The sequence below is a fragment of the Micromonospora sp. CPCC 205539 genome (genome assembly GCF_036906815.1).
GTDB lineage: Bacteria > Actinomycetota > Actinomycetes > Mycobacteriales > Micromonosporaceae > Micromonospora.
This window is the reverse complement of the sequence record NZ_JBAKHW010000022.1, coordinates 102,287-125,138: the sequence shown is the minus strand read 5'-3', so window position 1 is coordinate 125,138 and position 22,852 is coordinate 102,287. Positions and strand designations below refer to the sequence as shown.

Genomic DNA, 22,852 nt, shown 5'->3' with positions numbered 1-22,852 from the left:
TCTGCTCCCGCTCCAGCGGGCTCAACCTCGACGCCACAACCACCCCAACGAAGATCATGGAAGGGTGTTGCAACCACCGGTTGAGCCCACCCACGTAACGGAAACTGTCCAAGATTTGAAGGCCGGGGCCGGTGGTCGGTGGCCGGTGGCCGGTGGCGGGTCAGTGGTCGGTGGGGTGGGTGAACGGATAGCTGTCAGCCCTGCCGGGCAGGCCCGGACGGCGGTACGACTAATCGACGACCATCGAGATGTCAAGTCGAACTTTCCTCGAAAAGACTTGTACTTTCGTCGATGGATTGCATAAGTTGATGTTATCCATCGAAAGTTCTGATTCTTCCGAGCAAAGTTCGCGGCGAGCTCGGCGGTCGCTGCACCGTGCCCTCGTCGTGGCTTGGCCCGGTCGGGAACGGAGATCCATGGACGACCACGCCGTCGACCCCCACCACCCACCCCACCTGTCCCGCAGATCCCTCATCGCCACCGGCGCGCTCGCCGCCGGAGCACTGGGCGTGTCCGCTCCCGCGGTCGGCGCCATGCTCGGAGGCGGTCCCGCCCGGGCCGCGACCGGCGCCACGAAGAAGGTCACCATCTACGCCGAGCAGTTACCCGGAAACCTCTACGGGTACGGCCTGGCACCCGGCCAGGCCACCGTCCCGGGGCCGGTGCTGGAGATGTACGAGGGTGACACGTTGGAGGTCACCCTGGTCAACACCACCACCCAGCGGTTGTCCATCCATCCACACGGAGTGGACTACAGCACCGACTCGGACGGCAGCCCGCTCAACGCCTCGTACAACAATCCCGGCGAGACCCGGACCTACGTCTGGCGCTCCCACGAGATGGTGGCCGCGGCGGGCCGGCGGTTCATGCCGGGCAGTGCCGGCTACTGGCACTACCACGACCACGCCATGGGCACCGACCACGGCACCGGCGGGTTGGCCAAGGGGCTGTACGGGGCGCTGATCGTCCGGCGCCGCGGCGACATCCTGCCGGAGAAGCAGTTCACGGTCGTCTTCAACGACATGATGATCAACAACAAGATGGCACCGGACACCCCGATGTTCGAGGCCAATCTCGGCCAGCGGGTGGAGTGGATCGCCATCGGGCACGGCGGCACGTTCCACACCTTCCACCTGCACGCGCATCGCTGGGCGGACAACCGTACCGGGATGCTGGAGGGCCCGAGCGACCCGAGCCTGGTGATCGACAACAAGGACCTCAATCCGGGCAACTCGTTCGGTTTCCAGGTGCTGGCGGGGGAAGCCGTCGGGCCCGGGGCGTGGATGTACCACTGCCACGTGCAGTTCCACTCCGACGGCGGCATGGCCGGCATCTTCCTGGTGCGCAACGCGGACGGCAGTATGCCGCCGGGCGCCGAGGAGGCCATCCACCGGTTCCAGGGCCACACGCACACCCATCGAAGCTGAACCGAAAGCGGGGACGGGGATGACCAGAGAGATACGACGAGCCCTCGCCGCGGTAGCGGCCATCACCATGTTGGTGCCGGCACCGGCGGCGGCAGCCGCACCGGCGGCGCCGCAGACGCAGAAGACGGCAGCGGCCCAGGCACAGAGGACAGCGGTCCTCGTCTTCCACGGGCCGGTCGCGGAGCAGCAGGACCCGGTCGCCCGCGCGGCGGCCGCGATCAAGGATCTCGGCGCGGATAACGACATCGATGTCACAGTGACCACGGACCCGGCGGTGTTCACGGCGGCCGGGCTGTCGGCGTACCGCAGCGTGGTTTTCCTCTCCGCCGACGGGGCCGCGCTCGACCGCGAGCAGGAAGCGGCGCTGCAGAGCTACATGAAGGCCGGCGGCGGCTTCGTCGGCATCGCCGACGCCGCCGCCGCGCAGGTCGACTCGGCCTGGTTCACCGGCCTGATCGGCACCCGCCCCGCAGGCGCGATCCCGGTGGCCGAGCCGGTGGCGCGGGTCACCGCCAGCGGCGAGAACCCGCCGAACGAGACCAAGGACAAGCTGACCGACGGCGACTCCGGCACCAAGTGGCTCGTTCGCACCACGACGGGCTGGGTGGCGTACGAGTTGAGCGCACCCAAGCGCATCACCGGCTACGCGCTGACGTCGGCCAACGACTCCTCCGGCCGGGACCCGAGGGACTGGACCCTGCAGGGCTCGGCCGACGGCCAGACCTGGTCCGATGTCGACCGGCGCACCGGCCAGACCTTCGCCGAGCGTTTCCAGACCCGCCGGTTCGACATCGCCACTCCGCAGGAGTTCACGCACTTTCGGCTGAACATCACCGCGAACAGCGGTGAGCCCCTGATCCAGCTCGCCGACCTGCGCCTCTTCACCGGCAGCACCGCCACCCCCGCACCGCCCGCGGTGAGCCAGGCGGTGGTCGACATCCTGGATCGGAACCACCCGGCCACGGCATCGCTGCCGCAGACGATCACCCGATCGGATCGCTGGTACAACTGGGACTCCAACCCGATCGGTACGGTGCACGTCGTCGCCCAGGTCGAGGAGCGGCACTACAACCCGGGACCGGGGGCCAACGGGCCGTTCCACCCGGTGTCCTGGTGCCGGGACTACGACGGCGGCCGGTCGTTCTACACCGGCATGGGCCACACCGAGGTCAGCTACGGCGAGGCGGCGTTCCGCACGCACCTGGCCGGCGCGCTCAAGTGGACGACGGGCCTGGTCCGCGGCGACTGCCAGGCGACGATCGCCGCGAACTACAAGGTGGAGCGACTCACCGCGGCCAACCAGACCGGGCAGCTCGACCAGATCGGCGAGCCGCACGGCCTCACCATCGCGCCGGATGGCACCGTCTTCTACGTCGGCAAGGCAGCCTGCCCCAGCGGCCCCATCGTGGACTGGGCCGACCCGAACGTCGGGCTGGGCTGCGGCACCATCCACTCGTGGGACCCGCGGACCAAGGCCGTCAAGCTGCTCACCACCCTCGAGGTGATGGGCAACCGGGGCAGCGGCTCCGAGTTGGTCAAGAACGAGGAGGGCCTGCTCGGCATCGTGCCCGACCCCGCGTTCGCGGACAACGGCTGGCTCTACGTCTACTGGATGCCGCACGACTCCATCGACCGGGTGCAGCGGGTCGGGCAGCGCACCGTCTCCCGGTTCACCTACGACCGCGCGAGCCAGAGCATCGACCAGGCCACCCGCAAGGATCTGCTGAAGTTCCCCGTGCAGATCCACAGCTGCTGCCACGCCGGCGGCGGCATGGCGTTCGACGCCAAGGGCAACCTCTACGTGGGCTCCGGCGACAACAACTCGTCCGAGGGGTCGCAGGGCTACTCCGGCAACAACTGGACCGCCGAGTACCAGGGGATCTCGTTCCAGGACGCCCGCCGTACGTCGGGTAACACCAACGACCTGGCCGGCAAGATCATCCGGATCCACCCGGAGGCGGACGGCACGTACACCATCCCGGAGGGCAACCTCTTCCCGCCGGGCACCGAGAAGACCCGGCCGGAGATCTACGTGATGGGCGTCCGCAACATCGCGCGCCTACAGGTCGACCCGGAACACCAGTGGCTGACCGCGGGCTGGGTGGGCCCGGACGCCGCGTCGCCGAGCCCGACGCTCGGCCCGGCCAAGTACGAGACCGCCACCATCCTCACCTCGGCAGGCAACCAGGGCTGGCCGTACTGCATGGGCAACCGACAGCCGTACCGCGACCGCAGCAGCACCGACGCGACCGTGCTGACCGGCTGGTACGACTGCGACAACCTGAAGAACGAGTCGCCGCGCAACACCGGTCTGGTGGACGTCCCGCCGGCCCGGGACAACATGATCTGGTATTCGCCGGACGGCGGCGGCCCCGTCTTCCCGAAGCGGACCGACGGCAGCGGCCTCCCGACCTACGTCGCGGCCGACGCCACCTACACCCAGCCGTACCTGCGCGGCGGCGGCCAGGCCATCATGTCCGGTCCGACCTACCACCACGACCTCGTCGACACCGACAGCGGCGTGGCGTGGCCGAAGTACTGGGACGAGAAGTGGTTCATCGGCGACCAGTCGAACGCGAACAACCGGGTGGCCGTCACCGTCGACCCACAGGGCGTGCCGCAAGCCGCCCCGCCGGTCTTCGCCGAGTCGCTGCGGGCCATCATCCCGAGCGGCAACGGCGACACCCGGCTGCAGAGCTGGATGGACGCCAAGTTCGGCCCGGACGGCGCGCTCTACCTGCTGGACTACGGCGGCGGGTTCTTCAGCCTGCACCCGAACCAGAAGTTGATCCGGATCACCTACACCGGTGGCGCGCCCACCCCGGCACCGGCGGCCACCTCGGTCGCCGTGCAGAACAAGCCGCTGACCGTCGCCTTCACCGGCTCGCGTTCCGGCGGCGTCAGCTACCGCTGGGAGTTCGGCGACGGCGCCACGTCGACCGAGGCGAACCCCCGGCACACGTACGCCCGGGTCGGCGCCTACACCGCGAAGCTGACCGTCACGTACGCCGACGGTGAGACCGCGACGGTGCAGACCACGGTGACGGTGGGCTGCGCGGTGCCCGACAGCCGGGACACCGTGTGGCTCGGCGACACCAACACCGCAGTGCCCAGCCGTACGGTCGGGCAGGGCTGCACGATCAACGACCTGATCGACGACGAGAGCACCTGGCCCGACCACAACAGCTTCGTCCGACACGTGACCGCGGTGACCCGTGCGTTGCAGGACGATGACCTGCTCACCGCCCGTGAGGCCGGCACGCTGACCAGGTTGGCCGCCGCGTCCGAGATCGGTCGGGCCGGCCACAGCGGGTACGAGCCGCTCTTCGACGGCACCGCCGAGTCGCTCCTCGACTGGCAACAGGCGCCGTCCGGGTCGTTCGGCATCCAGCCGGACGGGTCGCTGCGCTCCAGCGGCGGCCTGGGCATGCTCTGGCACACCAAGGAGTTCGGCGACTTCTCGCTGAAGGTGCAGTTCCGCGACATCGCGCCGGGCACCGGCCGAGCCAACAGCGGCGTCTTCACCCGATTCCCGGACCCGCGGATCCCGCTGGAGCAACGTCCGCCGGACAGCTGCGGCACGGTCGGATCGGCCCGGACCTCACCGGCGTGGGTGGCCATCTACTGCGGCCACGAGATCCAGATCTACGACGGTGAGACCGGCGAGCCGCAGAAGACCGGCTCGGTCTACAACTTCGACCCCGTGCCGCTCGCCCAGGCCGGCGTCACCCCGAAGGACCAGTGGAACGACTACGAGATCCGCGTGGTCGGCCAGCACTACACGATGATCCGCAACGGCGTGGTGATCAACGAGTTCGACAACACGCCGGGCAAGCAGTCGTCGCGCGCCGGCGACCCGCCGACCGACCTGCGGCAGTTCCTCCGCGGCTTCATCGGGCTGCAGAACCACGGCGACAACGACCTGATCGAGTTCCGCAACATTCGCGCGCGGGAACTCTAGGAGAGAGCATGATCCGACGGCTGACAGCCGCGTTGGCGACGCTCCTGCTCACGGTGACCCCGTTTGCCGGTGCGCCCGCCACCGCTGCCCCCCTCGTCGCGGACCAGGTGCTGACCTGGACCGCCGACGACAACATCACCCGCTACAAGTCCGCGCCCACCACCGCGGTGGCCGGTGCGACCACGATCATCTGGGAGAACAGCGCGGCCACCGGCAACACCACCGGAATGCCGCACACCCTGACCTTCGACACCACCACCGAGGGCTACAACCACGACGTCACGCTCAACATCCTGGCCAGCCCGTTCGACGCGAACGACGGCCGGCACCAGGCGTCCGTGACGCTCACCCCCGGCCGGTACCGCTACTTCTGCTCGATCCCCGGCCACAGCCAGATGGTCGGCGAGTTGGTGGTGACCGACGGCGGTGGCGGCGGCGACACCACGCCGCCAACGGTGACCGCCGCCGTGACGGGCGACCGGGACCAGGACGGCAACTACGTCGGCGCGGCCACGGTGACGGTGACGGCCAGCGACGCCGGATCGGGCGTGGCCACCGTCGAGTACCAGGTCGACGACACCAGCTTCCAGCCGTACACGCAGCCGGTGCAGGTGACCGCGATCGGCGACCACTCGGTGCAGTTCCGCGCCACCGACCAGGCGGGCAACACCAGTGCGGTCGGCTCGGTGTCGTTCCGCGTCGTCGAGGCGGGGGAGGAGGACACCACCCCGCCGGTGGTGACGGCCGCCCTGGCCGGCGACCAGGACGGCGACGGCAACTACATCGGTACGGCCACCGCCACGCTGGCCGCCACCGATGCGGGATCCGGTGTCGCCACCATCGAGTACGCGCTGGACGGAGCCGCCTTCACCGCGTACACCCAACCGATCGTGGTCGACGACGCCGGCATGCACATGCTGCACTACCGGGCGACCGACGTCGCCGGGAACACGTCGACCGAGCAGATGGCCCACTTCACCGTCGTCCCCCCGCCGGCCGAGGACACCACCCCGCCCTCGGTCACCGCAGCGCTGACCGGCGAGCAGGACGACAACGGCGCGTACGTGGGCGGTGCGACCGTGACCGTCACGGCGACCGACGGCGACTCGGGTGTGGCGTCGATCGAGTACGCGCTCGATTCCGGGGGCTGGACCGCGTACACCAGTCCCGTCGCCGTTCGCGCCCCCGGCGCACACACCCTGCGGTACCGGGCGACCGACGTCGCCGGGAACACCGCCGCCGAGCAGTCGGCGACGTTCACCGTGGTGGTGGACGGCACCGACGCGTGCACCGACTCGGACACCCGGGCCACCGTGGTCATCGACGGCGACGACACGGGGGTCGCCAACGCCGATACCGTCAATGGCTGCACGATCAACGACCTGATCGACGAAGACGCCGCCTACCCCGGGCACGCCGACTTCGTCCGGCACGTGGAAGCGGTCACTGGCGCCCTGGTCGCCGACGGCACGCTCACCCGGCGCCAGCAGGGTGCCATCGTCCGTGCCGCGGCCCGATCGGACGTCGGCGCATGACTTTCCGGACCTCACTGACAGGGAGTACAGCGATGCCCAGACGTACCGCCGCCAAGCTGGCCACCGTGACCGCCGTCCTCGCCGCCACGGTGCTGTCGGTGGCGCCCAGCGCACACGCCGACCTGGTGACCTACTGCATCGGCACCGGCGGTGCGGTGACCGTGCCCAACGACCTGTACGTGCCGGCCGGCGAGTCCTGCGCGCTCACCGGCACCACGATCACCGGCAACGTCTCCGTCGCCGCCGGCGGCAACCTGGTGGTCGCCGGTGGCCACGTCAGCGGCGAGGTACGCATCGCCGCCGACGGTTATCTGGACGCCACCGACACCACCATCGGCGGCGCCGTGGTGCTCGCCGCCGGCGGGTACGGCACCTTCCTCAAGGACGCACAGACCGGCGCCGTGGTCGTACGACCGAAGGGCTCCGCGACGATCGACAGCTTCCTGTTCGTCGAGGCCTCGACGATCGCCGGGACCGTCAACACCAGCGCCGGCGAGGTCCGTCTCGACCGCGGCACGCAGGTGGAGGGAAACCTCGTCAGCGCCGGCACCTACTACACCGACGTGCACGACTCGTTCGTCGACGGCTCGCTGTCGGTGCTGAACAGCGCCACCGGCAGCGTCGTGTGCGGCAGCGCCATCCGTGGTCAGGCCACCTTCGCCGGCAACCTGGGCGGTGTGCAGCTCGGCCCGAACGGCGTCCTCGACGGCTGCGCCTCCGGCAGCTACTGGGGTCGGGATGTCAGCGTCACCAACACCACCGGCGGCGTCACGGTCGACGACAACATCATCAACGGCCGGTTGACCGTGACGTCCAACAACCCGGCCGCCCAGGTGGCCGCCAACAACCGGATCCGCGGTGGTGTGACCGCCGACCCGGCGGGTGCCACCGCGAAGCGGACCGCTACCGCCGGTCCGGTCCGGGAGGACACCGGCGATCAGCGGGCCGAGGTCCGGCGTACCTCGGCGGTGCAGGAGGCCACCGCGGCCGGTGACGCCGGTCTGTAGCTGACCGCCGCGTGGTCGAGCCGGGCCGGACGTCCTGCGACGTCCGGCCCGGCGACCGTCTCAGTGGTGCGCGCGCTGGTCCGACCAGGCCTGCCACAGCGTGGCGTACGGGCCCTCGCGCTCGACCAGCTCCCGGTGGGTGCCCGCCTCGACGATCCGACCGGCCTCCATCACCACGATCCGGTCCGCCGTCACCGCCTGGGTGAGCCGGTGCGCCACGACCAGCGCGGTGCGCCCCGCCAGGGCGGCCGTGGCCACCCGTTCGAGCTGGCGGGCACCGGCGCTCCCGGCCTCGGCGGTGGCCTCGTCGAGGATCGCCACCGGCGGGTCGGCCAGGATCAGCCGGGCGAACGCCAACTGTTGTGCCTGCGCCGCGGTGAGCAGGTGGCCGCCCGCACCGACCTCGGTGTCCAGGCCGTCCGGTAGCTGCTCCACCCAGCCCAGCGCCTCGACCGCGGCGAGCGCCGCGCGTACCTCGTCGTCGGTGGCGTCCGCGCGGGCCAGCCGCAGGTCCTCGACGAGCGGCCCGGCGAAGACGTGCACCTCCTGGGTGATCAGCGCGACCTCCCCGGCCGGCACCGCCACCCGCCCGCTGGTCGGCCCGTGCACCCCGCCGATCACCTTGGCCAGGGTGGTCTTGCCCGCCCCGCTGCTGCCGACCACGGCGACCCGTTCACCCCGGGCGATCGTCAGGTCCACGCCGGTCAGCACCGGGCGGTCCGGTACGTAGGCGAAGTCCAGCCCGCGCACCACCACCGCGTCCGGTCCGTCACCCGGGGTCGCGCGCTGCCGCGCGGGCGTGTCCAGGTCGGCGACCCCGACCAGCCGGTCCAGCCCCGAGGACGCCGCCTGGGCGTCGTCGACCAGGGCCAGCGCGATGTTGATCGGGGTGAACAGGCCATGGAAGTACAGCGCCGCCGCGGTCGCCGCGCCGATGCTCACCGCGTCCGCGCGCAACAGGAAGAAGCCGGTGACCAGTACGGCCGCGAGCCCGGCGAACTCGGCGACGTGCAGCCGGGCGTAGAACCGGGTCTGGAGAGCGACGCCCCGCAGCAGCAGGTCCACCGCCTGCTGCGACTTGCTGGCGACGCGCTCACCGTGTTCGTCGGCGATCCGGAACGCGCGGATGGTCGACGCGCCGTCGATGGTCGCGAGCAGGTGGTGCTGTTGCGCGGCGACGGCGACGCGCTGCCGGGCGTAGAGCGGCACGGCGCGGTGGGCGTACCAGCGGACCGTGTGCAACTGCACCGGCACCGCGATCAGCGCCGCCACCAGGAAGCGCCAGTCGAGCACCGCCATCCCGGCCAGGGTGAGCACGATGGTCAACAGGGCACGGGTGAACTGGGGCAGAGCGCTGCGGACCGCCTCGGCGATCACCGCGACGTCGTTGGTGACGCGGGAGGTGAGGTCGCCGGTGCCGGCGCGCTCGACCTGTTCCAGCGGCAGGCGCAGCGCCGAGTCGACGAACCGTTCGCGCAGCCGGGCCAGCATGCTCTCGCCGACCTGCGCGAGCAGGGCGACGCCGAGTCCGGCCAGCGCCGCCTCGACGAGCACGCCCGCCACCAGCCCGACGCCGGTGAGGACGAAGTCGCCGGTGTTGCCCCCGTTGGTGGCCAGGTCGACGATGTGCCCGAGCAGGGGCGGGGTCACCAGACCGGCCGTGGTGCCCGCGACCAGCAGGGCGAGTGCCCCGGCCAGCCGGGCTCGGTGTGGCCGTACCAGCACGCGGAGCTGGGCTCGGGTGCGGCGTCCGGTCGCGATCGGCAGCAGCGTCGTCGTGTCGGAGTCGGTCATGCGAGCACGGTCTCCCGGTACGTGGCGTCGTCGGCGACCAGGTCGGCGTGCCTGCCGTCGGTGCGTACGGCCCCGTCGTGCACGACGATCACCCGGTCGGTCACCGCCAGCAGGGCCGGGCTGGTGGTGATCAGAATGGTGGTGCGCCCGTCGCGCATCGACCGCAGCCGCCCGGCGATCCGGGCTTCGGTCACCGCGTCGACCGCGGTGGTGGGGTCGTGGACCACCAGGACCGGCGGATCGCCGGCCAGCGCCCGGGCCAGCGCGATGCGCTGCCGCTGCCCTCCGGAGAGCGAGTGGGCCCGGTCGTCGAGCACCGTGTCCAGACCGTCCGGCAGGTTACGGGCCACCTCGTCCGCGTCGGCCGTGGCCACCGCGGCCTCGACGGTGTCCGGCCGGGCACGCCCGGCCAGCGAGACACCGTCCCGGATCGTGCCGTCGAACAGGTCGCTGTGATGTTCGACGGCCAGCACCACGGCCCGCAGGTCCTGCGGCGCGAGCCCGGCGAGCGGGACGCCGTCCAGCTCGATCACGCCGGCGTCGGGATCGCCCATCCGCCCGAGCAGGCGGACCAGCGTGGCGGCCTCGGCCGGGTCGGTGGCCACGATACCGACCAGCTCACCCGGCGCGATGTCCAGGTCGAGCCCGCGCAACGGCGGGCTGTCCAGCCCGCGCAGCGCGAGGGCGCCCCGGGCCGGCGCGACCGGGCTCGCCTCGCCGCCGGTCACCGCGACGGGCGCGTCCAGCACGGCGGCGACACGGCGGGCCGAGGCGCGGCCCTGCGCGAGGTCCGCGCCCACCCAGCCGAACGTCGACATCGGGCCGACCAGGAACTGCGCCAGACCGAGCGAGGAGATGAGTTGACCGACGCTGATCTGGCCACGGACCGCGAGCAGACCGCCGGCGACCGCGATGACCGCCAGGAACGTCCCGCTGAGCGTGAGCACCACACCCTGGTACGCGGCCTCGGCCCGTGCCGCTCGTACGGTCGCGGCGAGCGCGCCGCGACTGCGTTCGGAGTAGCGGGCGACCGCCGAGGTCTCGGCCCGCAGGCCCTTGATCACGCGCAGCCCGCTGACCAGGTCCGCGGCGATGCCGGAGGCGTGTGCGCCGTGCTCCTGCTCGGTCTCGCTGCGTTCCTCGAGCGGCTTGCCGAGTAGGCGGGTGAGCAGCATCAGCGGCGGGGTGCCCAGGAGCACCAGGAGCCCGAGTGGCACCGAGACGGAGAGCAGCAGGATCGCCGCGAAGATCAGGCTGACGACGGCGGCCACGCCGAAGGTGACCGCGATGGCGACCGCGCCGACCCGGGACGCGTCGCTGGTGGCGATCGAGACCAGGGCGCCGGGCAGTCGATCGGTCTCGGCGCCGCCGCGCTCGTGCAGCACCCGCCGGGTCACCCGCAGCCGCAGGCCGTGGGCTGCCTGTTCGGCGGCGCGCTCGGCGGCGCGGGCGCCGTACCGGAAGCTGTAGCTCAGGCCGAGGTAGACGGCGGCCAGCACGCCGAGCCAGAGGGCGAGGTCGCCGAGGCCACCTGCCACCGCCCGGTCGATGATCACACCGATCAGGAACGGCACCGCGGCCTCGCCGGCCTGATGGCAGGTGGCCAGCAGTGTGCTCAGGGCGATGGTCCGTCGCTGCCCGCCGAGCGCCTCGGCGAGGACACCCCGTCCGTCGCTCACGCGGAGGCTCCGTCCGCCGCGGCCGCAGCAAACCCGTTGCGGGCCAGCCGCCGCCGTTGCCGCCCGGCCGGCACCACCATGGGGGTGTCCGTCTCCGGGTCGGTCATCACCCGGCAGGGCATCCCGAAGACCGTCTCCACCAGCTCCGCCGTCATCACCTCGGCGGGCGGGCCCTGGGCGAGGACCGCGCCGTCGCGCATCACGATCAGCTCGGTGGCGTACCGGCAGGCGTGGTTGAGGTCGTGCAGGACGGCCACGATGGTCCGGCCCTGTTCGTGCAGGTCGGCGCAGAGGTCCAGCACCTCGAACTGGTGCGAGAGGTCGAGGAAGGTGGTCGGCTCGTCCAGCAGCAGGATCGGCGTCTGCTGGGCGAGTGCCATCGCCAACCAGACCCGCTGGCGCTGGCCGCCGGACAGCTCGTCGACGAACCGGTCGGCCAGCTCGGTCACCTCGGTCTGGCGCATCGCGTCGGCCACGGCGGCCTCGTCCTGCGCCGACCACTGCCGCAGCAGCCGCTGGTGGGCGAACCGGCCGCGGGCGACCAGCTCCTCCACCACGATCCCGCCGGGTACGACCGGCGACTGCGGCAGCATGCCGAGCTGCTTGGCGACGTGCCGGGACGGGTACGACGCGATGGCCTGACCGTCCAGGTGGACCGCGCCGGACTGCGGCTTCAGCACCCGGGCGAGCGACCGCAGCAGAGTCGACTTGCCACAGGCGTTGGGACCGACGATGACGGTGAACGACCCGTCGGTGATCTGCACGTCGAGATCCCGGACGACCACCCGCCGGTCGTACGCCAGGGTCAGCGCGTCGGCCCGCAGCCGCGCCTTGGTCATCGCCGTGCTCCTCATCTGCCGCTCCGTCGCTCGTGGAAGAGCAACCAGGTCAAGTAGATGCCGCCGAGGGCGGCGGTGACGACACCGACCGGGAGGTCGTTGTCGGGGAGGGCGTGCTGGGCCGCCCAGTCGCCGGCGCTCAGCAGCGCGGCGCCCATCAGCGCGGCAGGCAGGACGCCGGCGTGCGGTGACCGGGTCAGGCGGGCGGCCAACGGCGGCGCGGCGAGCGCGACGAACGCGATCGGCCCGGCCGCCGCGGTGGCACCGGCGGCGAGCCCGACCCCGGCCAGCGCGAGCACCGCCCGGCTGCGCTCGACCGGGACGCCGTTCAGCATCGCGGACTCGTCACCCAGGGCCAGCATGTCGAGGTGCCGGCTGAGGTAGAGCACCACCGGCAGCAGCACGGCCACGGTGCCGCCGATCAGCGCCACCTCGGTCCACCCCCGGCCGTTGACGCTGCCGATGAGCCAGACCTGCGCGGACAACGCCTCGTCCAGTCGGCTTCGGTAGATCAGGTACGAGTTGAACGCGTCGAGCAGCGCGGACACTCCGACACCCATGAGGACCAGCCGGAACGGCTGTACACCACGGCGGAACGCGAGCAGGTAGATGGCGACCGAGGTGGCCAGGCAGCCGAGGATCGCACCGGCCGCGACCTGGAGCCCTCCTCCGTTGAGCAGCAGCAGCACGACCAGCGCGCCGGTGGCCGCACCCACGGTCAGGCCGACGAAGTCGGGGCTGCCCAACGGGTTGCGGGTCAACCCCTGGAAGATCGTGCCGCTCGCGCCCAGCGCGATCCCGACCAGCACGGTGACCAGGACACGGGGGAGCCGCAGCTCGTGCACGATGAAGTCGGTGCCCGGGTCGCCCTGCCCGGTGAGGCTGCGCAGCACGTCGGCGACGGGGATCGGGAAGTCGCCGCTGGAGAGGTTGACCAGCGAGACGACCAGCGCCGTCAGCAGCAGCCCGGCCCCGACGAGCAGCGCGCGCAGGTGTACGCGCACCGAGAGATGGCCGGCCCGGCCACCGCGGATCACCAGTCGGGTCGCGCCGCCGGAACGGCGCAGGTGCAGGCCCGGGGCGCTCACAGGACGCTCAGCCGGCGTCGGCGGCACAGCGCGATGAACAGCGGCGCGCCGAGGAACGCGGTGACCACCCCGACCGGCAGTTCGGCCGGGGCGACCAGGACGCGTGCGATCACGTCCGAGACGAGCAGCAGGGTGGGGCCGAGCACCAGGGAGTAGGCCAGGATCCACCGGTGGTCCGAGCCGACGATCATCCGGGCGACGTAGGGCACGGCCAGGCCGACGAACCAGATCGGGCCGGCGGCGGCGGTCGCGGCACCGCACAGCAGGGTGACCGTGATCATGCCCAGGAAGCGGATGCGTCCCGGGTGCGCGCCGAGCGAGGCCGCCTGGTCGTCTCCCATGCTCAGCGCGTTCAGCTGGCGGCCCAGCGCCAGCGCCAGCACGATGCCGGCCACCAGGAACGGTGTCACCTGCATGATCGTGCCGGTCTCCCGGTCGGCGAGCGATCCGACGTCCCAGTGTCGGTAGCGGTTGAACGCCTCCCGGTGGGTCACCAGGATCGCCCAGACCAGGGCGCCGAGCACCGCGGTGATGGAGATCCCGGCGAGCACCTGCCGCTCCGGGGTGGGCGCGCGGCCGGAGCCGCCGAGCGCGAAGACGGCGACCGAGGTGAGGCCGGCGCCGACGATGGCGAACCAGACGTACCCGGTGGCGCTTCCGACGCCGAGGAACGCGACGGCCAGGACCACGCCGGTGGACGCGCCGAGGGTGACCCCGAGCAGACCTGGCTCGGCCAGCGGATTGCGCGTGAGGGACTGCATCACCGTGCCGGCCAGACCCAGGGCGGCGCCCACACCGATGCCGAGCAGCGTCCGGGGGAGCCGCAACTGGTGCACGATCACCGCGGACGGGGAGCCGTCGTCGTGCCAGAGCACCTGCCACACCGTGCTCAGGCCGACGGATCGACTGCCGACCGCGATGCTCAGCGCCACGGCGGCGAGCAGGGCCACGACCCCGGCGACGAGACCGGCCCAGCGGCGGCCGGTGCGGGACAACGACTCACGCGGGACCTCAGCCGGTGGGGCGGGCCGCGGCGCGGGGCGTACGCCGCTGGCTGTACTCAACGCGTGCTCCATCTGCTCGCATTCGTGGAATTAGGTGAGGCTAACCTACACTCCCAGCCGAGGTCACCGCCCCGGGGCCTCGCTCGCAGAAAGGACCAGCCGTGCGGCTACCTTCAATCCGGCGGACCGCCACGGTGGCGGCGACCGGGCTCCTGCTTCTTCTCGCGGCGTGCGGGGGCGAATCGGAGGCGCCGGCCACCTCGTCCAGCGCGACCGCCTCCGACGCCTTCCCGGTGTCGATCGAGCACAAGTTCGGCACCACCACCATCGCGGCCGAGCCCAAGCGGATCGTCGTGGTCGGCCTCGTCGAGCAGGACGCGCTGCTGTCGCTCGGCGTCGTGCCGGTGGCGACCACCGAGTGGTTCGGCAAGAAGCCCGGCGCCGTCTGGCCGTGGGCCGAGGCCGCGTTGGGCGGTGCGGCCAAGCCACAGGTGCTCACCGACGCCGACGGCATCCAGTTCGAGAAGGTGGCCGCCCTGCGGCCCGATCTGATCCTCGGCCTCTACTCCGGCCTGACCAGCGAGACCTACGCCACGTTGGCGAAGATCGCGCCGACCGTGGCGCAGCCGAAGGACACCGTCGACTATGGGGTGTCCTGGCAGGATCTCACCCGCACGGTGGGCACCGCGGTGGGCCGCAAGGCGCAGGCCGACAAGGTCGTCGCCGACGTGGAGGGCAAGATCGCCGCGGTCCGCACCGCGAACCCGAGCTTCGCGGGCGCGACCGGCCTGATGGCCACGACCTACGAGGGCTACTGGGTGTACGGCCCGCAGGACCCTCGCGGCCGGTTCCTCACCGACCTGGGCTTCACGCTGCCGGCCGGGTTGGCCGAGGTCACCGGCAAGGAGTTCGGTGCGAACCTGAGCCGTGAGCGCACCGACATGCTCGACACCAACGTACTGATCTGGCTGGTCGAGAAGTACGACGCGGACCGGGCGAAGGTGCAGTCCGACCCGCTCTACACCAAGCTCAAGGTCAAGAGCGAGGGCCGCGACATCTACCTGGAGAACGAGGAGCTGGTGGGGGCGGCGACCTCGTTCATCACGCCGCTGAGCCTGCCGTTCCTGCTGGAGAAGCTCGTCCCGCAGCTGGTCGCGGCGGTGGACGGCAACCCGGCGACCGCGGTGCAGCGAGCCGTCTGACGGTCGGCGGGGGAGCGGTCCGAGGAGGACCATTCCCCCGCTCAGCCGGACCCGGTTGGTCGTCCTTTGCTCTGCTTCAACGGGCGCAACGGTAAGTGCTGCCCGGTGTTGCGTCGGGTGAAGCAGAGCAAAGGACGCGAGACGGGACCTAGGCGCCGACGTAGGCCGCCAGGTGTTCGCCGGTGAGGGTGGAGCGTTTCGCCACCAGGTCGGCGGGTGTGCCCTCGAAGACGATCTGGCCACCGTCGTGGCCGGCACCTGGGCCGAGGTCGACGATCCAGTCGGCGTGCGCCATGACCGCCTGGTGGTGCTCGATGACGATGACCGACTTGCCGGAGTCGACGAGCCGGTCGAGCAGGCCGAGCAGGTGCTCGACGTCCGCGAGGTGCAGGCCGCTGGTCGGCTCGTCGAGGACGTAGACGCCGCCCTTCTCGGCCATGTGGGTGGCCAGCTTGAGCCGCTGCCGCTCGCCACCGGACAGAGTCGTGAGCGGCTGGCCGAGGCTGAGGTAGCCGAGCCCGACGTCGGCGAGCCGGTGGAGGATGGCATGCGCTGCCGGCGTACGCGCCTCGCCGTCGCCAAAGAACTCCTCGGCCTCGGTCACCGACATCGCGAGCACCTCGCTGATGTCGCGGCCGCCGAGGTGGTATTCCAGCACCGCCGCCTGGAACCGCTTCCCCTCGCACTCCTCGCAGGTGGTGGCGACGCCGGCCATCATCGCCAGGTCGGTGTAGATGACACCGGCACCGTTGCAGGCCGGGCAGGCACCCTCGGAGTTGGCGCTGAACAGGGCCGGCTTCACGCCATTGGCCTTCGCGAACGCCTTGCGGATCGGGTCGAGCAGGCCGGTGTACGTCGCCGGGTTGCTGCGGCGGGAGCCGCGGATCGCGGTCTGGTCGACCGACACCACACCGGCGCCGGCGGGGATCGACCCGTGGATCAGCGAACTCTTGCCCGAGCCGGCGACCCCGGTGACGACGGTGAGCACCCCGAGCGGAATGTCGACGTCCACGTCGCGCAGGTTGTGCGCCGTGGCGCCGCGGATCTCCAGAGCGCCGGTGGGCTTGCGGACCGTCTCCTTGAGGGCGGCACGGTCGTCGAAGTGGCGGCCGGTGAGGGTGCCGCTGGCCCGTAGACCCTCGACCGTCCCCTCGTAGCGGACGGTGCCGCCCGCCGTGCCGGCGCCGGGACCGAGGTCGACGACGTGGTCGGCGATGGCGATCGCCTCCGGCTTGTGTTCGACGACGAGCACCGTGTTGCCCTTGTCCCGCAGCCGCAGCAGCAGGTCGTTCATCCGCTGGATGTCGTGCGGGTGCAGGCCGATGGTGGGCTCGTCGAAGACGTAGGTCACGTCGGTGAGCGAGGAGCCGAGGTGGCGGATCATCTTGGTGCGCTGTGCCTCGCCGCCCGACAGCGTGCCCGACGGCCGGTCGAGCGAGAGGTAGCCCAGCCCGATCTCCACGAACGAGTCGAGGGTGTGCCGCAGCGCGCCGATCAGCGGCGCGACGGACGGCTCGTCCAGATCGCGCAGCCACTCGGCGAGATCGCTGATCTGCATCGCGCAGGCGTCGGCGATGCTGATTCCCTCGATCTTCGAGGACCGGGCCGCCTCGGACAGTCGGGTGCCGCCGCACTCCGGGCACGTCGTGAAGGTCACCGCCCGCTCCACGAAGGCGCGGATGTGCGGCTGCAACGAGTCGACATCCTTGGAGAGCATCGACTTCTGGATCTTCGGGATCAGCCCCTCGTACGTCAGGTTGATGCCGTCGACCTTGATCTTGGTTGGCTCCTTGTGCAGCAGGTCGTGCAGCTGCCGCTTGGTGAACGTGCGGATCGGCTTGTCCGCGTCGAAGAAGCCGCAGCCGTTGAAGATGCGGCCGAACCAGCCGTCCATGCTGTAACCGGGGATGGTGATCGCGCCCTCGTTGAGGGACTTGCTGTCGTCGTAGAGCGCCGTGAGGTCGATGTCGGTGACGGAACCCCGGCCCTCGCAGCGTGGGCACATGCCGCCGGTGATGCTGAAGCTCCGACGTTCCTTGACGGTCTGGCCGCCGCGCTCGATGGAGACCGCACCCGCGCCGCTGATCGAGGCGACATTGAACGAGTACGCCTGCGGCGAGCCGATGTGCGGCTTGCCGAGTCGGCTGAACAGGATGCGCAACATCGCGTTGGCGTCGGTCGCGGTGCCGACGGTCGAGCGGGCGTTGGAACCCATCCGCTCCTGGTCGATGATGATCGCGGTGGTGAGCCCGTCGAGGACGTCGACGTCCGGCCGCGCCTGCGTCGGCATGAAGCCCTGCACGAAGGCGCTGTACGTCTCGTTGATCATCCGCTGCGACTCGGCGGCGATGGTGCCGAACACCAGCGAACTCTTGCCGGAACCGGAGACGCCGGTGAACACCGTCAGACGCCGCTTCGGGAGCTCGACGCTGACGTCCTTGAGGTTGTTCACGCGCGCACCCTGCACGCGGATCAGGTCATGGCTGTCGGCGGCGTGCGGCGCAGGCGACGGCGTGGCCTTGCTCATCGTGTCTCCATCTGTCGGGCGGGGGCCGCCTGTGCGGCGCGACACCCGTCCGCTGACGCTGGAGAGGTGTCGCGCTCGGCGCTGGACCCACGGTATCCACGCAGCCTCGACTCACGCCGCCCCGGTGGCCTCGGCCACAGCGGCGTGTCGGGCCGGACGGGTCAGCGGAGTTCCTGGATGCGGAGCAGATTGCCCGCGGGGTCGCGGAACGCGCAGTCCCGGATGCCGTACGGCTGCTCGGTCGGCTCCTGCACGACCTCGGCGCCGCTGGCCTCCAACGTGGCGAAGGTGCCGTCGAGGTCGGCGGTGGCCAGGTTGGCACCGAAGTAGCTGCCCTTGGCCATCAGCTCGAGGATGGTGCGGCGCTCGTCGTCGGTGATGCCGGGGTTGGCGGCCGGCGGGTGCAGGACGATGGACGTGTCGGGCTGATCGGCGGGGCCGACCGTGATCCAGCGCATGCCCTGGTATCCGACGTCGTTGCGGACCTCGAAGCCAAGGATGTCGCGGTAGAAGACCAGCGAGGCGTCCGGGTCGGTGTGCGGAAGGAAACTCGAGTGAATGGTGACGGTCATGGCAGTCACGCTAGTTGTGATGCCGTGACCTGCGCTTCTCGATTCCTGATCGGTCTGGTCACCTGCTTCGTCACGCACGACGGCATCCCCGCCGGCGCGGGAGCCCTCTGGGCCCGATAGACGCTGGGCGGCACGCCGACCAACTCGGTGAAGCGGGTGCTGAAGGTGCCCAGCGAGCCACAGCCGACCGCAAAACAGACCTCGGTGACACTGAGGTCGCCGCGACGGAGCAACGCCATGGCGCGCTCGATCCGCCGGGTCATCAGATAGGAGTACGGTGACTCGCCGTAGGCGAGTCGGAACTGTCGGCTGAGGTGCCCGGCTGACATGTTCACACCGAGGGCCAGCGCCTCCACGTCCAGCGGCCGCGCGTACTCCCGGTCGATCCGGTCGCGGACGCGGCGTAGCCGCGCGAGGTCGCGCAGGTGTTGCTCCGGGGCGGAATTGCTGGTCACCCGCGCAATGGTGCCAGATCCGGCGGACAGTCGGCCAGGGATCACCGACACGCTCGGGACTGACACCGGCGCGCTCGTCCCGGATGATCTCGTCATGAGTCTCGCTCCGGGCGTCGATCCGGTGGACGTGCGGCCACGTCGTCGATGGTTCCTCGTCGCGGCACTGACCGCCGTCGGTGGCGTCCTGGCGGCGGCCGCGGTGCTGCTGCTCCTCCTGCGTTCCGGGGGTGCTCTGGGGCAGCCCCTGACGCCCGGTCAGCCGGTCACGGTGCACCTGTCGTTGTCGAACGACAAGATGGTGTGGATCAAGGAGACCGGCCAGAGCATCCCGGACGTCACCTGTGCGACGACACGCGCGGACGGTCAGGAGATCGTCGAGTCTCGCGAGCGCTATCTGCTTCCGGAGAATGTCGAGCTCACGGTCGACGGCCAGCGGTGGCTCGGCCTCCTCACGCTGGGTGCCGGACCGACCGGTCCGTACGAGGTGACCTGCACGACCGCCGGGACCGCCGCACCGACCCTCTCGATCGGTGACCCGCCGAAGTTCTACGGTGCCCGCGACACCGCCCTCGGCACCCTGGCGGCGGCCGGTCTGGCCGGCGTCGGCATGCTCACCGGCCTGCTGCTGGCATTCGTCGTGGCGGTTCGACGCTTCCTGCACCGGGCCCGCCTCCGCCAGCAGCGCACCGACGCGCAGCACGGTTGACCACTGGCGGAGGACCGGATGCCCGCCGCCTCAGCGGCAGAACGGGCTGCGACCCATGGCGGATTCGATGCCGCCGAGGACGTGGTCGAGGAAGTACTGGTCGCCGGCCATCGGCGTGTCCGTCCAGGCCTCGACGGCGTGCCCGAGCGTGGTGAGCCAGGAGCGCCCGCCGTCGTAGTACTGGCACCACGACACCGGATGGTTACGGCCGTGGCCGGGGTGTCCGCTGCCACCGGTCGGCCCCTCGGGCAGCGTCGCCTCGTCCACCTTGGCGAGGACCCGCACCTCGCTCGGGAACGGCACCAGGTTGTACCACTCGTCGGCGAAGGCCCAGCGGGCCGGGAGCCCGGAGGTCGAGGCGTCCCGGCGACTCGTCGTCGTGACGGTGCCGGGCTGGTTGCGGCCGTGGTCGTAGTAGTTGGTGCCGCCGAGCAGACCCTCGTACCAGTCCCAGTTGTACTCGGTGCCGAAGGCGTTGTGGATGCCGACGAAGCCGCCACCACCACGGATGTACTGGCGTAGTGCGGTCTGCGCCGAGTCGTCGAGCGTGTCCCGGGTGGTGCTCATGAAGATGACCGCGTTGTAGGCGAACAGGCGCGACGGCGACGAGAGCTGGGTGACGTCCTCGGTCCAGTCGACGGCGAAGTTGTGCTCCGTACCCAGCTTGACGAGGGCGCTCTGCGCGGCGTGCGCGGCGGTGAGCGGCGGGTTGAGGCCCGGTGGCAGGGCGGGCCCGAGGTGCGCGTGCCGTGGTCCGGCCGTACGGCTGTAGACCAGGACGCGGTAGCCGTCGGCGGCGGGGTCGAAGTTGCCCCAGTCGTGGTAGCAGGCGGAGTCGGTGCCGCGACAGACCCCGTAGTTGGGCCGGCCGAGGTTCTCGGCGCCGCCGTCCTTCGACCTGGTGGCGGCCTTGTCCGCCGTGCTGGGGATGGACGTGCCCAGCAACAGGACAGCCGCGGCGACGGTGGCACCGAGGGCTGCGCTGATGATCGTGTTGCGCCGGAGGGGCATGGCTGCTCCTTCTCGATGTGGTGGTGGTGCGGGGGTCAGGCGGTCGGGAGGTGGGTGGGCAGGATGGACGGCGGCATCGGGCCCTTGTTGCGCCGGCCCTGGCCCGTCTCCTCCCACGCGTGCGCGAGGATTCCGACGCTGCGGCTCAGCACGAACAGACCGCGGGCCAGTGGTGGCGCGAAGCCCAACTCGCCGTAGACGACGGCCGTGCAACCGTCGATGTTGATCGGTACGGGCCGCTGACGGCCCTGGGCCAGGATGCGTTCGACCGCGGTCGCCGCCCGCAGGTATGCACCGTCGACCACGCCCTCGGCGACCGCGGCCTCGACCAGGCCCAGCAGTGGCTCTCGGCGCGGATCGACGGTGTGGAAGCGGTGGCCGAAGCCGGGCAGGTACTTGGAACGAGCCCGCCAGTCGGCGACGACCGAGGCCGCCGCGTGCTCGAGCGTGCCGCCGGCGTCGGTGCGGGCCGTGACCTCGGCAAGCATCTGCATGCACTGTTCGCCGGCGCCGCCGTGCACGTCGCCCAGCAGATTCACACCGGTGGCCACGGCGTTGTTCAGCCCGACACCGCAGGTGGCGGCGATCCGGGCCACCGCGATCGACGGCGCATGCGGCCCGTGGTCCACACCGGAGACCAAGGCGGCCTCGAGCAGCCGCTCCTGGCCCTCCGTCGGCGGGTGGCCCCGCAGCAGCAACCAGATCACGCCGACGAAGCTGGTGTCTGCGATGAGGTCCTGGATCGGCCGGCCGCGCAGCTCGATCACATCAGGCTCGATGCGGGAGACCGCGGTGGCCCACCAGTCCGACACGTCCCGCACGGTCGGCTCGTCACTCACGGCGCCGCGACCTCGTCGACGACGCCGAGCTCGGCGTCCCGGGTCAACTCGCCGTTGTGTTCACCCAGGAGCGGTGGAGGCGTGCCGGGTCGCAGCGGCGCGCCATTGACGAGTACGCCGTTACCGCTGACCCGCAGCGTGCGGTCGGCATCGCCGGGAAACGGCAGGTCGGTGAAGAAACCACGTGCTCCCAGCTGGTCGAGCTCGACGGCCTGCGGAACGGTCAGGATGCGCGCCGCCGGTACGCCGGCCGCCGAGAGCAGCCGCTCCCACTCGATCGCCGGACGATGGCGGAGAGCCATGTTGATCTCGTGGTTCAGGGCCGCGCGGTTGGCCTTGCGCGCCTCGCGGTCGGCGAAACGTTCGTCGGTGACGAGATCGTCGCGCTCGACGAGCCCGCACAGCACCTCGAACTGCCGCTGGCGGTTCGCCGCGATGTTGAGTGGGCCGTCCGCGGTGTCGAAGGTCCCCGACGGTGCGGCGGTCGCGTTCTGGTCGCCCATCGGCTCCGGCGGGACACCGCTCACGAGGTAGTTGGAGGTCGCCCAGCCCATCACCGACAGCGACGCCTCCAGCATGGACACGTCGAGGAAGGTGCCCTCGTCGGTGCGGGACCGCCCGGCGAGCGCCGCACAGATCGCCATCGCGGCCACGAGCCCGCCGACCGAGTCGGAGACCGGAAAACCGACCCGCAAGGGTGCCGTCTCCGGGGTGCCGGTGACGCTCATCATGCCGGCGAGGCCCTGAATGATCTGGTCGTACGCGGGCGCCTGGCTCATCGGGCCGCCCTGCCCGAAGCCGGAGATGGCGCAGTAGATCAGCCGTGGGTTCGCCTGACGGAGGACGTCCCAGTCGTACCCGAGTCGTGCCAGGACCCCGGCGCGGAAGTTCTCGAGCAGGACGTCCGCGCCGCGTAGGAGCTCCTCGAAGGCAGCGCGGTCGTCGGCGTCCTTGAGGTCGAGCTCGATCGACTTCTTACCGGCGTTCTGCGCGAGGAACGAGGTGCCCATCCCCGCGTGGTTGAGCGCGGCTTCCGGGCCGAGCCGGCGGGCCAGATCGCCGTGACCCGGCTTCTCGATCTTCACGACCTCGGCCCCGAGCAGCATGAGTTGGTAGCTGCAGTAAGGTCCGGCCAGTACGTTGGTCAGGTCCAGGACCCGTACGCCGCGCAGCGGTCGGTTGTCCATGCGTGTGCCCCTCGGGTGG

At 71.1% G+C, this 22,852-nt stretch carries 17 protein-coding genes; 6 read left to right on the top strand and 11 right to left on the bottom strand.

Annotation, left to right across the window (positions count from 1 at the left end; all coding sequences use genetic code 11):
- The first annotated feature begins 416 nt into the window (after positions 1 to 416).
- The 4 genes from V6V47_RS20635 to V6V47_RS20620 are packed head-to-tail and all read left to right on the top strand — an operon-like array spanning position 417 to position 7,930.
- Positions 417 to 1,427 (top strand): multicopper oxidase domain-containing protein, encoded by a 1,011-nt coding sequence (locus V6V47_RS20635; RefSeq protein ID WP_334629945.1) that lies wholly within the window; start codon positions 417 to 419, stop codon positions 1,425 to 1,427.
- A gap of 19 nt (positions 1,428 to 1,446) precedes the next feature.
- Entirely contained in the window at positions 1,447 to 5,388 is a 3,942-nt protein-coding gene (locus V6V47_RS20630) for a ThuA domain-containing protein (RefSeq protein ID WP_334629944.1), read from the top strand.
- A gap of 8 nt (positions 5,389 to 5,396) precedes the next feature.
- Positions 5,397 to 6,923, top strand: a complete 1,527-nt coding sequence (locus tag V6V47_RS20625; RefSeq protein WP_334629943.1) for an OmpL47-type beta-barrel domain-containing protein — start codon at positions 5,397 to 5,399, stop codon at positions 6,921 to 6,923.
- Between the two features lie 32 nt (positions 6,924 to 6,955).
- On the top strand, positions 6,956 to 7,930 hold the full coding sequence (locus tag V6V47_RS20620) for a hypothetical protein (RefSeq protein ID WP_334629942.1): 975 nt from the start codon (positions 6,956 to 6,958) through the stop codon (positions 7,928 to 7,930).
- A 60-nt stretch (positions 7,931 to 7,990) separates the two neighbouring features.
- Here the strand turns inward: V6V47_RS20620 and V6V47_RS20615 are convergent, their stop codons facing one another.
- Genes V6V47_RS20615 through V6V47_RS20595 form a run of 5 tightly spaced genes read right to left on the bottom strand, consistent with a single transcriptional unit; the run spans position 7,991 to position 14,406 of the window.
- The gene (locus V6V47_RS20615) at positions 7,991 to 9,724 is read right to left on the bottom strand and encodes an ABC transporter ATP-binding protein (protein WP_334629941.1); all 1,734 of its coding nucleotides are present in this window, start codon (positions 9,722 to 9,724) and stop codon (positions 7,991 to 7,993) included.
- Positions 9,721 to 11,403 (bottom strand): ABC transporter ATP-binding protein, encoded by a 1,683-nt coding sequence (locus V6V47_RS20610; protein ID WP_334629940.1) that lies wholly within the window; start codon positions 11,401 to 11,403, stop codon positions 9,721 to 9,723. Before V6V47_RS20610 ends, V6V47_RS20615 begins: the two co-directional genes overlap by 4 nt.
- Positions 11,400 to 12,257 (bottom strand): ABC transporter ATP-binding protein, encoded by an 858-nt coding sequence (locus V6V47_RS20605; protein ID WP_334629939.1) that lies wholly within the window; start codon positions 12,255 to 12,257, stop codon positions 11,400 to 11,402. Before V6V47_RS20605 ends, V6V47_RS20610 begins: the two co-directional genes overlap by 4 nt.
- Entirely contained in the window at positions 12,254 to 13,279 is a 1,026-nt protein-coding gene (locus tag V6V47_RS20600; RefSeq protein ID WP_442934274.1) for a FecCD family ABC transporter permease, read from the bottom strand. The genes V6V47_RS20605 and V6V47_RS20600 overlap by 4 nt, the downstream gene beginning before the upstream one ends.
- 47 nt (positions 13,280 to 13,326) lie before the next feature.
- Positions 13,327 to 14,406, bottom strand: coding sequence for a FecCD family ABC transporter permease (locus tag V6V47_RS20595; protein ID WP_442934271.1), 1,080 nt, complete (start codon positions 14,404 to 14,406; stop codon positions 13,327 to 13,329).
- 89 nt (positions 14,407 to 14,495) lie between these two features.
- Here V6V47_RS20595 and V6V47_RS20590 point away from each other — a divergent pair, with 89 nt between their 5' ends.
- Complete coding sequence (locus V6V47_RS20590) at positions 14,496 to 15,536, top strand: iron-siderophore ABC transporter substrate-binding protein (RefSeq protein ID WP_334629936.1); 1,041 nt, start codon at positions 14,496 to 14,498, stop codon at positions 15,534 to 15,536.
- A gap of 148 nt (positions 15,537 to 15,684) precedes the next feature.
- Here V6V47_RS20590 and V6V47_RS20585 read toward each other — a convergent pair whose 3' ends face one another.
- From V6V47_RS20585 to V6V47_RS20575, 3 genes are all read right to left on the bottom strand, one after another.
- Complete coding sequence (locus V6V47_RS20585; protein WP_334629935.1) at positions 15,685 to 18,063, bottom strand: excinuclease ABC subunit UvrA; 2,379 nt, start codon at positions 18,061 to 18,063, stop codon at positions 15,685 to 15,687.
- A 161-nt stretch (positions 18,064 to 18,224) separates the two neighbouring features.
- Positions 18,225 to 18,635: a VOC family protein gene (locus V6V47_RS20580; RefSeq protein ID WP_334629934.1), complete on the bottom strand. Its 411-nt coding sequence runs from the start codon at positions 18,633 to 18,635 to the stop codon at positions 18,225 to 18,227.
- Positions 18,636 to 18,640: 5 nt separating this feature from the next.
- Positions 18,641 to 19,090 (bottom strand): helix-turn-helix transcriptional regulator, encoded by a 450-nt coding sequence (locus tag V6V47_RS20575; RefSeq protein ID WP_334629933.1) that lies wholly within the window; start codon positions 19,088 to 19,090, stop codon positions 18,641 to 18,643.
- Positions 19,091 to 19,184: 94 nt separating this feature from the next.
- Between V6V47_RS20575 and V6V47_RS20570 the strand changes: the two genes are divergently transcribed.
- A complete protein-coding gene (locus tag V6V47_RS20570; protein ID WP_334629932.1) occupies positions 19,185 to 19,796 on the top strand; it encodes a hypothetical protein in 612 nt (203 codons plus the stop codon).
- A 30-nt stretch (positions 19,797 to 19,826) separates the two neighbouring features.
- Here V6V47_RS20570 and V6V47_RS20565 read toward each other — a convergent pair whose 3' ends face one another.
- Genes V6V47_RS20565 through V6V47_RS20555 form a run of 3 tightly spaced genes read right to left on the bottom strand, consistent with a single transcriptional unit; the run spans position 19,827 to position 22,833 of the window.
- Positions 19,827 to 20,807 carry a ThuA domain-containing protein gene (locus tag V6V47_RS20565; RefSeq protein WP_334629931.1) on the bottom strand — a complete coding sequence of 327 codons (981 nt, stop codon included), beginning with the start codon at positions 20,805 to 20,807 and terminating at the stop codon, positions 19,827 to 19,829.
- 35 nt (positions 20,808 to 20,842) lie between these two features.
- The gene (locus V6V47_RS20560) at positions 20,843 to 21,646 is read right to left on the bottom strand and encodes a citryl-CoA lyase (protein WP_334629930.1); all 804 of its coding nucleotides are present in this window, start codon (positions 21,644 to 21,646) and stop codon (positions 20,843 to 20,845) included.
- Complete coding sequence (locus tag V6V47_RS20555) at positions 21,643 to 22,833, bottom strand: CaiB/BaiF CoA transferase family protein (RefSeq protein WP_334629928.1); 1,191 nt, start codon at positions 22,831 to 22,833, stop codon at positions 21,643 to 21,645. The genes V6V47_RS20560 and V6V47_RS20555 overlap by 4 nt, the downstream gene beginning before the upstream one ends.
- Between the last annotated feature and the right edge of the window lie 19 nt (positions 22,834 to 22,852).